General features: G+C 46.5%; 7 protein-coding genes. 3 read left to right on the plus strand and 4 right to left on the minus strand.

Annotated elements, in window-relative coordinates:
- Nucleotides 1–15: 15 nt before the first annotated feature.
- Nucleotides 16–3,516: a response regulator gene (locus KME11_11295; protein ID MBW4515800.1), complete on the plus strand. Its 3,501-nt coding sequence runs from the start codon at nt 16–18 to the stop codon at nt 3,514–3,516.
- Complete coding sequence (locus KME11_11300; GenBank protein MBW4515801.1) at nt 3,506–4,057, plus strand: response regulator; 552 nt, start codon at nt 3,506–3,508, stop codon at nt 4,055–4,057. The genes KME11_11295 and KME11_11300 overlap by 11 nt, the downstream gene beginning before the upstream one ends.
- 85 nt (nt 4,058–4,142) lie before the next feature.
- On the opposite strand, the gene KME11_11305 is transcribed toward KME11_11300, so the two are convergent.
- The 4 genes from KME11_11305 to KME11_11320 form a co-directional block, all read right to left on the minus strand.
- Nucleotides 4,143–6,260, minus strand: a complete 2,118-nt coding sequence (locus KME11_11305; protein ID MBW4515802.1) for a serine/threonine protein kinase — start codon at nt 6,258–6,260, stop codon at nt 4,143–4,145.
- 49 nt (nt 6,261–6,309) lie between these two features.
- Nucleotides 6,310–7,497 (minus strand): WD40 repeat domain-containing protein, encoded by a 1,188-nt coding sequence (locus tag KME11_11310; GenBank protein MBW4515803.1) that lies wholly within the window; start codon nt 7,495–7,497, stop codon nt 6,310–6,312.
- 68 nt (nt 7,498–7,565) lie between these two features.
- Complete coding sequence (locus KME11_11315) at nt 7,566–9,023, minus strand: FHA domain-containing protein (GenBank protein ID MBW4515804.1); 1,458 nt, start codon at nt 9,021–9,023, stop codon at nt 7,566–7,568.
- A gap of 23 nt (nt 9,024–9,046) precedes the next feature.
- A complete protein-coding gene (locus KME11_11320) occupies nt 9,047–10,720 on the minus strand; it encodes a calcium-binding protein (GenBank protein ID MBW4515805.1) in 1,674 nt (557 codons plus the stop codon).
- Nucleotides 10,721–11,073: 353 nt separating this feature from the next.
- Between KME11_11320 and KME11_11325 the strand changes: the two genes are divergently transcribed.
- Nucleotides 11,074–12,300 (plus strand): hypothetical protein, encoded by a 1,227-nt coding sequence (locus KME11_11325; protein ID MBW4515806.1) that lies wholly within the window; start codon nt 11,074–11,076, stop codon nt 12,298–12,300.
- Nucleotides 12,301–12,325: the final 25 nt, after the last annotated feature.

The raw sequence follows: 12,325 nt of genomic DNA on the forward strand, positions 1-12,325 counted from the left end.
AACCCTTTCAAAACTATGCAATTCTGGAAACGCAGCCTTATTGTTCAAATAGTCGGATACTTTTTAATTCTGTCTTTCGTAACAGTAAGCGCCATTTGCTGCGTTGCATTTCTCCAATCTCGGGCAGCCCTTAAAACCTCAATTATCAAACAACTTTATTTAACCGCTAACCTCAAAGAAGATGAACTCAATCGCTGGGTGGCAGACCAAGGCGAAGAAGTCAGAACCTTGATAAAAACGCCAGAAGTTCAAGCCTTTGCACCTCTGCTAATCCAGAGTGATCGACAAAATGAGTCAACCGCACAAACAGAAGCCTACCAGCGACTTTCAGGACTGTTAACGGCGATCGATAGCCAGCATTCTAGCCTTGACGAAATTCTGATTTTAACGAAAGGCAGCAAGGTAGTACTTTCTACCAAGAAATCTAATGAAGGCTCCTACGAACCGCTAGTTCAATATAGCTATCTGCCTAAAACTCAGGAGTTTCAGTTTTCCCCCAACTTCTACCCCGCCCCTACAACTGGCGAACCCCGCATGACATTTGCTACTCCCATTGAAGGTGCAACAGGTCAGCAAATAGGTATACTAGCCCTTCATCTTAATCTCAGCCGCATTGATGAAATTTTGCGTAAACGTCCAGGATTAGGAAAAACAGGCGAAACTTATTTAGTGGGTAACACTCTACCTAACCAAGGCGGCAACTTAAAAAGCTATAACATTTTCATTTCTAAAACTCCCTCTCACCAGCCTGCCGATCGCGATGTTTATAGCCAAGGGATTGCCCTAGCATCGCAGGGACTTGCGGGTAGCGGGGTTTATTGGAACTATCGCGGGGAAGAGGTGCTGGGGGTGTATCGCTGGTTAGAGAATCATGATCTAGCTCTGTTAGTCGAAATGACGACTCAGGAAGCCTTTGCGCCTGCGCGACAGCTTGCTCAAACCATTTTTACCACAGGATTAGGGTTGGTGGGTCTGTTGGCGATCGTTGTTTACTATGGCACCCAGCGGATTGCCCACCCCATTTTAGCAATCACTCAAACCGCAACGCAGGTCGCAGCAGGGAATTTAGCCTCCACGGCTCCAGTGCTCACTGAGAATGAAATCGGTATTTTGGCAAGAGCATTCAATCAAATGATTGAACAGCTGCGAATGCTTTATACACAGCTAGAGATAAAGGTTGAAGAACGAACTGAAGAACTCAGACAATCTCGACAATTTTTGGATAGCATTATCAATAGTTTACCGCTGGCACTATATGTTAAAGATGCAAGACAAAATTTTCGGTATGTCCTGGTGAGTCGAAACTCTGAACACATTTTAGGATTTTCGCCAGAAACGGCGATCGGGCGTAATGATCAGGAGCTAATTTCTTCTGAACAGGCTGCTTACCATCTGCAAGAAGATATTGCTACTTTGCAGCACAGCGGTTTAGTAGAACTACCGGAACACTGGATTGAGCGAGAACCTGGACATCGGATTATGGTGAGAGGCTGGAAGCTACCTTTGTTTGATGCACAAGGAAAACCTAGTCATATTTTGGGTATCTCTGAAGATGTGACCGATCGCAAACAGCAGGAACAAGCATTGCGTTTGTTTTTAGAAGGAACAGCGGCAAAAACAGGAGATGTTTTCTTTAATACTTGCGTATCTTATTTGGCTGAAATATTGCGGGTACGCTATGCGTTTGTCACTGAGTTTGTTGAGGATTCTGAGACTAGCGATCGCCACAGGGTTCACACCCTCGCATTTTGGCAAGGAGTTGCCCAAGGAGAAAACTTTGAGTACTCGATTCAAGACACACCTTGTGAGGCAGTGCTGAATGGAGAGCTATATTCTTGTCCTACCAATCTACTCACTTTATTTCCTCAACTACTGGATAAGATGGCGATCGCGGCTGTCAGCTATCTGGGTGTTCCTCTAACCCACTCATCAGGAAAAATCTTGGGACATCTAGCCGTTTTAGACGTAAAACCAATGGAGGAAGATCCGAGTCGAGAACTGATCTTGAAAATTTTCGCAGCCCGTACTGGGGCTGAGTTAGAGCGTAAGCAGGTAGAAGCCTCGCTGCTCTTAGCCAAAGATGCTGCTGAAGCGGCAAATCGTGCTAAGAGCGCTTTTTTGGCGAACATGAGTCACGAGCTACGAACGCCACTCAACACGATCTTGGGATTCTCTCAACTGATGGAAAGAGATGTCCTTCTGACCACTAGTCAGAAAGAGTTTTTAGCAACCATCAACCAAAGTGGAGAACACTTATTAAACTTAATTAATGACGTTTTAGAAATGTCTAAAATTGAGGCAGGTCGGATTGCCTTAAACCCAACGACGTTTGATCTGCGTTTCCTGCTCCATACGCTCAAGGAAATGTTTCAAGTTCGAGTTAAAGCTAAGAGTCTATCATTGGAGTTTAGATTAGCTAACAATTTGCCACACCATGTTTTAGCAGACGAGGGAAAACTTCGTCAGGTACTCATTAACTTATTAGAAAACGCAGTAAAATTTACCCAAATTGGACATATTCAGGTGCAGGTGACCACGACCTCGCCACACCTTACGCCCAGCCTTCCTAAACTTCGCTTTGAAGTTCATGATACGGGTTGTGGCATTGCCGCTGAAGATCTAGGACAATTATTTCAACCCTTTTCGCAGCCGTTCACTAGCTCTCAAATGGGTCAGGGCACGGGGTTGGGGTTGGCAATTAGTCGTCAGTTTGTGCGTTTAATGGGGGGAGATATGGGGGTTATGAGTCAAGTCAATGAGGGCACAACCTTCTGGTTTGATATTCCTGCTGTGTCTGCAAGTCCGTTAGAAATATCACCGATCTTGCCAGATAAACGAGTTTTACGAATTGCGCCCCATCAACCTAATTACCGGCTTTTGATAGTAGATGACCGACAAGAAAATCGGGAATTAATGGTGCGGTTATTAGACATGGTAGGCTTTGAAACGACTACAGCAGCGAATGGCGAAGAAGCGATCGCCCAGTGGCAAGCTTGGCAGCCCCACCTCATTTGGATGGACATGCGAATGCCTGTCATGGATGGCTACGAGGCAGCCAGACGCATTCGCGCCCAAGATCATACTCACACGACAAAAATTATTGCTCTGACTGCCAGCGCCTTTGAAGAACAACAAGTGAGTATCTTGGCAGCAGGCTGCGATGATTTAGTCTGCAAACCCTATAAAGAATCCCTTATTTTTGAAAAAATCACCCAGCATTTAGGGACTCAATATCTCTACGCTGAACCTCTAATGAACTTGCTACAAAATTCTATTGCTCCGAAGGATCTGACTTCAGACCTGTTGAGTATGATGCCGATAGAATGGATGGCTCAGATGTATCAAGCGGCACTCCGAACCGATGAACAGATGATCTTTAAGCTGATTCAACAAATTCCATCTTCTAATCAAGCGATCGCCGATGCCCTAATGGATCTGGTGCATAACTTTCGCTGTGACAAACTGATGGATTTAACCCAACCCTTCTTACCCACGAACTTTTCCAATGAACCGTAGCCCAGCCCAACCCCATCGGGGTAATATTTTGCTTGTAGATGATACGCCCAATAACCTTCGTCTTCTATCGGCAATGTTGACCGAGCAGGGATATGAGGTGCGTCGAGTGGTGAATGGTCAAATGGCACTGAAAACAGCCCAAGCGAACCCACCAGATTTGATGCTTTTGGATATTAAAATGCCAGACATGAATGGTTACGAAGTCTGCCAACGCTTAAAGGCAGATGTAGAAACACGAGATATTCCGGTGATTTTTATCAGTGCTTTAGATGAGGTGCTGGATAAGATGAAAGCCTTTGCGGTAGGCGGAGTAGATTACATTACCAAACCTTTTAGCGAAGAAGAGGTGTTTGCACGAGTTGAAAATATTTTAACCATTCGTAAGTTGCAGCAGCAGCTTAAGCAACTTGAAGTGAGACAGGCAAAGAGTGAGGCAAACTATCAAAGCTTGTTTAAAATTTGGGGACTTTGTTTAGTACAAATGACGGATGGAGTTGAAGAAATGCGAATACAAGATGAATCAGATAGGAAGGCTCCATAGTATAGAAAAATTGCTTCTGCGTTCATCGTTCATCAGAGAAGTCTTTAACTGGAATAGAAATTTGGCATAAGATTCACTACGGAATTCACTCTCCTCGTTTAGTCCACTGCCAAATTTTAATTGTTTTATCTTGACTGGCACTCACTAAACGCTGATCTGCCGGACGGGCTGTTAGGGACAAGACGGTTGCTGTATGTGCCTCCTGAATTTCTTGAAACGCTTCAGACTGAGTGTCCCAAACTCGGATACTTTTGTCAAAGCTGCCGCTGGCAATGGTTTGGTCATTGACAAACGTTACTGTCGTGACTTTATCTTGATGCTCTGCAAAAGTGCGGAGAATTTTTCCGGTTTGTAGATCCCAAAGCTTGATGTTTTTTTCCCAACTGCCGCTGGCGACCTGTTTGCCGTTGGGACTAATGGCAACCGCACTGACTGCATTACGATGTCCAGCAGGTTGGCTGAGGGTGCGAATGAGTTCGCCAGTTTCGGTGTGCCAGAGTTTAACGGTGAAGTCTTGACTGCCGCTGGCGATCGTCTTGCCATCAAGACTCAGTGCTACAGCGTAAACCTTATCGGTATGCTCGGTTAAAGTGTGGCGCAGCGCTGTAGTCGGCACATCCCAAATTTTAATTGTATTATCTTCACTGCCACTGATGACCGTTTTGCCATCTCGACTGATTGCCACAGAGGTAACAGGGGCGGTATGTCCTTTCAGCGTATGCAGCAGTTTTCCGGCGATCGCATCCCAAATTTTAATTGTATTATCTTCACTGCCGCTGGCAAGCAGGCTACCATCGGCGCTGAGGCTGAGGGCAAGGATGGGGGCGGTATGTCCATCGTTAAGGGTATTAGGCACTTCTGCGGTGGCAAAATCCCAAATTTTGATTGGGAAAAGTTGAGGATTAAACGGGTCACGATCTTCGCCAGCGCTAATTAAGGTACGCTGGTCGGGACTCAGAATAGCAGCGCTAACTGCCTGAGCTTTTTGGGGATTTTCAGCAAGAGTTTTGAGGAGAGAAATTTGATGAGTACTGAGCGTGAATGGATTTTTGTTAGCAGAAGTAATGGCTGAGGGAACGACAGACGGAAAGAACCGAGGAACGCTGTATAGTGCGATCGCCCCCAGCAAGACTGCACCCCCAAGGTATATCCATGGGCGCAAGGTGGTTTTTGGCACTGTACCCTTGGTTTTAACGTTAGGTCTCACAATCGTTTCTGACTCCGCAGAAGCAGGCGGTAACCAGACGGGCATACCAGCACTTACGGCTTGCAGGGCATTACTGAGTTCAGCAACTGAAGCAAAACGATCGCTCGGTCTTTTCTCTAAGCAGCGCATGACAATCGCTTCCAGGCTGAAGGGCAAGTCTTCGCTACCAGGCTGCGATCGCAAGGGTAGAGGGATTTTACTGGCATGGGCAGTCAGCCAGTTATCGTTACTGACTCGATTATTTTTGAAGTCAAACCCAAAGGGATCAACCCCAGACAGCATTTCGTATAGCATCATGCCAAGGCTATAAATATCTGCTCGTTCGTCAACTTCACTTGTCACGTTAAATTGTTCGGGCGGCGCGTAGTGACAGGTTCCTAAAAACATGCCTGTGGTGCTAGCATATTCGTTTTGCAAAAAATGAATTTTAGCGATTCCAAAGTCAATCACTTTCGCGAGTTCGCCCAGCGCTGTAGGCACTAAAAAGATGTTGGCGGGCTTTAAATCTCGGTGAACAATTTTGATTTGTTCACTCATTCCGGTCTTAGTATCCCAAAACGTTACTCCAGTATGGGCAAGACGCAACCCATCACAGACCTGACTCATGATATTACAGGTACGCGCGATCGGCAGACGTTGTTCAGATACCATTACATCTCCCAAGGTTTGCCCTTGCAAATATTCCATGACGTAGAACGGGTATCCTTCGGAAGTTACGCCGTAGTCAGTCACTTGAACAATGTGGGGGCTTTTGAGAGCGGCACAAATGGAGCATTCCTTTTCAAAACGTTCTCGAAAATCGGTGTCGTTCGCGATCGCCAACGATTCTTTTAACAGCTTGAGGGCGACGGGCTTACCCAGGCGAGTATCCATTGCCAGAAAAACATTGCCCATACCGCCGCCGCCCAGCAGTTCATCTAAACGATAACGGTTACCGTCACCGACAAAGCGACCGAGCCACATGGACGAGGGATTCGAGAAAGAATGCTGACTCATAGCGATTACCTTGTCACCTATTTTGTTTTATTAGCAGCGATGCCGTCCCTTATTTCTTGACCGCCTTAGACCAAATGGCGATCGTGCCGTCTCGTCCTCCAGTAATCAGCGTGTTGCCATCTTGGCTAAATGCAACAGATAAAACCCAATCCGGATAGCCAGATAAGGTTGCTAACGGAACTTGCTGTTCTAAATTCCACAGCCGTACCGTATTGTCGATCGCTCCACTGGCTAAAATCTTACCATCTGGGCTAATCGCCACAGAAACTAGTCGATCTTTATGTCCTGTAAAAGAGTGCAACTCTTGCCCCGTTGCCACATCCCACAGCCGGACAGTACTATCCCAGCCCCCGCTGGCAATGCGCGTCCCCGTCGGATCAAACGCGAGCGCCCTGACCGCGTTAGTATGTCCAATGAATGTTTTTAGCTCTTTGCCAGTCTGCACATCCCAGAGTTTAATCACTTTATCCTTACCGCCACTGGCAACAGTTTTTCCATCAGGACTAAACGCTACGGGGAAAATCCGATCTCTGTGCCCTGCCAAAGATTGGGTGAGTGTGCCCGTTTTTAAGTCCCAAAGTCTCAGCGTATTATCGCCGCCGCCACTAGCTAATAATTGCCCGTCTGGAGAAAAAGCGACTGACCACAGCACGCCTTTATGTCCCTCTAGAGTTTGCAGTAATTCCCCGCTTTGTAAATTCCAAAGCTTAATAGATTTATCAGCGCTGCCCGTTGCTAAAACTTGGCTATCGGGGCTTAGGGCGATCGCATGGATCACATCTTTATGACCTTTCAACGTATGCACAATTTCTTGAGTTCGCAAATCCCAGACAATCACGGCATTACCGCTGACTGTGGCTAATAAGTGACCATCTGAAGCAGGAGCAACCCACCAAGTTGCGCCTAAACGTCCAAACAAAGTATTGAGCTTTGCCTGTTCCCAGCCTGCCCCTGCGGAGCAGCGAGGTAGAGCAATTTTGGCATTGAAGGGTTGATTCGGGTCAGGATTTTGAACTGCAATGTTGAGTTCGCAGGGCTGAGAATTTGCTGCTGTGCCCATTGGTAATTGTAAATTTTGTCCGCTTAAAACTTTAGGGAGCATCACAAATGATGTTGCTGCTGCTGCCAGACCCAGGGCTGCGTAGCCAAAGACTGCCAGTTGGCGATTTGTTGCTTTTGTGACTGCGATCGTTTCATTCTCTGAGGCGCGGGTTTGCTCTTCGTCATGGTTTGCCATGATTTGCTCCTTGGGAAAGGTCAGGTGATTGCTTTGATCTTTAGTACAGGTAAATTGGCGTTTTGGATTTAAGCTTCAATAACCACTCGTCCGACTGGACAAGCCACACAGGTCAACACGTACCCTGCTGCCTGATCTTCGGGTTCAAGGGCATCCGGTTCGCTGTCATATTTCACTTCGCCTTCTAACTTGCGTTTTTTGCAAGCTCCACACACGCCTTGCCGACAGTTACTCCGAATTTTCACCCCTTCCTGCTCTGCGAGTTCTAAGATAGATTCTGAGCCATCACCCAAAATTTCTTTGTTCGATTTTGCAAAAACGACGAGCGGCTGAGAGGAATGTCCGTTTGAGGCAACAGGAATTGCTTCAGGGATTGCTGCTTTGACTACGACAGGTTTTTTGGGTGCGCCAAAACTTTCTTCGTAATAGTTCTGCATCGGAAAATTTAACCCCGCCATCAGATCTTTTGTGGCTTGCATGAAACCATTGGGACCACACACATAAACGGTGCGCTCCTGAAAGTCTGGGGCAATGCTCTGCAAAACTGAGGCTGTTAGCCTTCCCGTTAAGCCGTACCAAGGTTGACCTAGGGGCGATCGCGTGGTGGAAATGACCAGGTTAAAATTGGGTAAGCGGGCTGACATCATTTCTAATTCTTGGCGGAAAATGATGTCTTGGGGCGATCGGGCACAGTGGTAAAAAATAATGTCAGTCGGAATCACCAAATCTGCAATCCAGCGAGACATAGACATCATCGGTGTAATTCCACTTCCCGCCGAAATCAGCAGTAGTTTAGCTGGCGGCGTAGGAGCACAGGTAAACTTGCCTAACGGCTCGCTCAGCTTAATGGCATCACCCACTTTGAGATGATCATGCAACCAGTTAGAGACTAGTCCAGCGGGTGCCTGCGGCATATCAGGCGAGGGAAGAACTCGCTTGACGGTAATTTCTAATGTCTGGGAACGGGAGGGAGATGATGAAATGGAATAGGAACGCAGAACAGATTCTCCATTGATATCGAGATCTAAAGTGACAAACTGACCGGGTTTATGGCTAAACCGAACGGGTAAATCTGCCATAAAGGTAAAAGTTTTGACATCTGCGGTTTCATCGGTAATGCGAACACACCGAACAGTCAGATCGCCTTGAACCCATTCATTTCCTCCCGTCTGCTTTATTAACACCGAAGTTTCACTGCTAGATGTTAAGACTTCAATAGCTTCAATGAACAATACAAAATCTGCAATCCGCAGCAGGTCGCTGACCTTAAGTGAGTAACTTTGATTGGCTTTAACGTCCTGACTATTCAGCGAGGAACCGTTGGCGCTGCCCAAATCTGTGAAGGCATAGGCACCTTTTTGTCCCTGAATTTTTGCATGACTCCGGCTCACATCAGGACTTTCTAAAATTACATCACAGTCGGCGGTACGTCCAATTAAGCATTCTTGTGTAGGTTTGTTCTCGGGGGCAAGGCTAATTTCTTGAAACCCGCCAGTTTGGTAATTGAAAACTTTAATTTTGAGCATGAGGGAATAAATAGGTTGAGGGATTAGTCGTTCTTTTGTCGAGGGCGAACTATGGTTGTATTGGCAGATCCATCTGGGTCGCTATCTGCCTTGCTAAAGCTCCACATGACCGTGGGTGAGTTAGCTTGATCGGGCGGTTTGGCTGGAAAGATCTGGGGCTCTTCAATCTGAAGTTTTTCGAGAAGATGGGTATGGGCTTCGTCTGTAATGCCTAGATTTTGACGGAGTGCTTGAAATAGATGAAGGCTGTTGGCGGGTAAGACACTGCGTTTTTCTATGGATTCTCGCAATGCGCCCAGATAGACTTGCTGACGATACTCTTGGGTAAAACTGGGTAAGACTTTTGCCAGGGTATAGAGTTCGTCTGGCTTGAGATCTTCAAGCGATCGCCCTTCTAAAAACTGTGATAAATCTATTTCCAATTTGCCTAACTGTCGGCGCAGTAAGTTCGCATCCCGTTCGCGGGTGTAGCGCTGTGCGCTTCGCTTCCAGGTTTTAACTAACCACAAACTGCTCAAAACAATCGCTGCCCAACTGATTAAGTTTTGAACGACTATCGGAAAGTAACCTAACGTGGGTTGAATGCCCATGAAGAACAAGAGGTTGAACGCAAGAAATGTAGCGATCGCAAACGCCTGGCTCTGCACCAGATCTGCACTTAGGGGACGACGTAACCGCTTGTTGTACCGCTTATAAGTTTTCTCTGCCCATAGCCCGATCGCATAGGTGGCACCGGAAAAAAGAGTCAGCGTGAGGGGAACTGCAATGAGTTTGGGAATGGCGATCGCCTGTCCTGCAATAAAGAATCCGGGAGCCAAGAGCGTTGAAAGCTGACTCGTTTCATTCCACATCCCAGCCTTTAGAAAACTCCAATTACCAGAATATAAGCCGAAGTACGTATAGAACCCAATTACTAAGCCAACATAGGCATAATAAAGCAGCTTGCGATCGGGCTGACGGATATTTTCCCAATGGGCGCCTTCTGCATCAATATCAATACAGCCTACTTTACAAGCAACGCAAGCACTTTTCTCCTGTCCCTCTTTCCCAACCGTGCGACACATTGATTGGGTAATGGTTTTGGGTGGGGCGGTATGGGCTTTGCTGCCAAATAATCCGCTAGGTTCACTGTAAACCATCTGTACCGGAGCCATCGGGCAAAAATAATTACACCAGGTTTTACCAGCAAAGAGAAAACCAATGGTAATGGCAGCAAGAATGGTTAGGGACAGAAAAATACCTAACAGAAGGCGATCGGAGTTTGCTAGCAAAAGACGTAGATTTAAGCCTAAGAATAGTAAGGAAAATTGAACGGTTAACGCATTGCGAGCTAACCAGGAATCTTCATCAATAATAGACTGCCGCTGTACTCCTAGCGATCGCGGAATTTGAGATAGAAAAGACAGTGGGCAAATCCGTCGCCATGCCTCATGACCAAACACTAATAGGGTAACGATGACCAGCGGTAAAACCATTCCCCAAAAAATTCTTGCACCCATGGGGTAAGGGGATAAGGGCAGACATTGTCCTTGAAATAATGCACAGTTATTGGGGGCATTGGTTGCAAATAGCTGCCCTGGTGCAGTCCATTGAGCCGAGATGGGATCGTAAAACAGAGAGACAATCAATAGTATCCACCCTAGGGTAAATCCCCAGCGAGTGAGATGCATCGTCCGTTCGGAAATTTTTGAAAACATGAATGCTGCGCTCCTCTTTTATTCAGGTTGAACTGAATGAGTAATTTAGTTAACCTGCAATAACTTTGTAATAACTACAGATGTCTGATAAACCCTGAATGCGGATTGAAACAATTCTCTAAATTTCTTAAACCGAGATGTTTCCGCTAGGGTCAATTTACGTCAACTGATTGGAGATGTCTGGCTGTAAAAGTCAGATAAAGTCAGGTGTTTTCAGACAAACTTGGCAAATGTCAGATAAAGTCATGAGTTCTGTCAATTTTACAGGCGAACTCTTGAATAGACTGACGATAAGCTGGATACTACTGTGAAAAGCATGATCAAATCGAAAACCTCTTGTTCCCTTTTTAACTATGACAACCACTTCAATTGAAACTTACGCGCAGCGTCCCACGCTTTGGTTCTCTCTATGCGCCTTGGCTTCTGTCTCTGGTCTTTTTACCGTGAGTTGGATGATTTATCGAGTGCATTTGCCGGGGCTTTTAACACAAGCAGGATTCGTTCCCACGATCGCCCCCACGCTTTTATTAATAGAAGCCCTGATTGCGATCGCCCTTGAACCCCTAGCAGGTTTATTTTCCGATCGACTTCATCGCTTAAAGGGCACACGGTTCTCACTCATTCTTTTTGGCGCTGTTCTATCGGTTCTGCTATTTGTCGCAATTCCCCTCTTGGCACAAGTTCCTCTGGGTGGAATGAATTGGCTAATGCTAGCTGCGTTAGTCAGTTGGGCGATCGCGACAACTCTTTTTCGCAGTCCGGCTTTAGCGTTATTACGTCGCTACGCGCCTGCCCTACGATTACCCCAAGCGGCAAGTGTATTAACCTTTGCAGCAGGACTAGCAGGCAGTGCTACACCCTTTGCTAATGACTGGGTAAAAAGTATAGGCGCAATGCCTGCATTTGCTTTGGGTGCAATTTTGCTCTTGCTTAGCGTTTTGTGGTTACAGAAACAAGAACAATTTCCAGTCACCTTTGAGAACAGTGATCCCTTTAATGGCAATCAAGCTAATCAAGCTAGTTCGTCACTTCAGGCTTCACCCATTAATTTAGGGGCAATCTTTGGGTTAGGATTAACGACGGCTCTCAGCCTAAGGTTGGCGGTTGAATTGCTGCCCAAAGTTTTGAAAGCTCAAGTTCCGGGTGTAACACCGCCAATCTTTGTAGGGATTCTGTTCATCACAATGGCGATCGCCGCTTTTCCGGCTGGACGGTTTGCTGTGCATAAGGGAAATTCAGTGACCTTGCTCTTGGGCATCATCGCTGCTGCCATTGGATTTGGCTTTATGGGATTAATTCAGAGCGCAGGCATGGCGATGCTGCTGGCGATCGGGCTAGGGATTGCCCTCAGCCTTTTAATCAATAGCACCTTACCGTGGACATTAGGATTAATTCCTCCCCATTTGACAGGGTTGGGGATAGGTCTATTTTTTGGTGGCGGTGCTGCTGCCACAAGTCTATTCATTGGTTGGTTATCACCAAGTTTTTTGTCGCCTGTCAATGGTATAGCGATCGCCTGGATCACGTTAATGATGGCTGCATTTTGCGTCATTGTGGGGCAGGATCGATCGCCTGAATGATTAACTCGACTTATATTATGAGAAC

Origin of the sequence: Timaviella obliquedivisa GSE-PSE-MK23-08B, from assembly GCA_019358855.1 — a bacterium.
GTDB classification, from domain to species: Bacteria; Cyanobacteriota; Cyanobacteriia; order Elainellales; family Elainellaceae; genus Timaviella; species Timaviella obliquedivisa.

What these genes read in the sequence shown, in the direction of transcription:
- KME11_11295 (MBW4515800.1), top strand. Translation starts at nt 16, where the DNA reads ATGCAATTCTGGAAACGCAGCCTTATTGTTCAAATAGTCGGATACTTT.
- KME11_11300 (MBW4515801.1), top strand. Translation starts at nt 3,506, where the DNA reads ATGAACCGTAGCCCAGCCCAACCCCATCGGGGTAATATTTTGCTTGTA.
- KME11_11305 (MBW4515802.1), bottom strand. Translation starts at nt 6,260, where the DNA reads ATGAGTCAGCATTCTTTCTCGAATCCCTCGTCCATGTGGCTCGGTCGC.
- KME11_11310 (MBW4515803.1), bottom strand. Translation starts at nt 7,497, where the DNA reads ATGGCAAACCATGACGAAGAGCAAACCCGCGCCTCAGAGAATGAAACG.
- KME11_11315 (MBW4515804.1), bottom strand. Translation starts at nt 9,023, where the DNA reads ATGCTCAAAATTAAAGTTTTCAATTACCAAACTGGCGGGTTTCAAGAA.
- KME11_11320 (MBW4515805.1), bottom strand. Translation starts at nt 10,720, where the DNA reads ATGTTTTCAAAAATTTCCGAACGGACGATGCATCTCACTCGCTGGGGA.
- KME11_11325 (MBW4515806.1), top strand. Translation starts at nt 11,074, where the DNA reads ATGACAACCACTTCAATTGAAACTTACGCGCAGCGTCCCACGCTTTGG.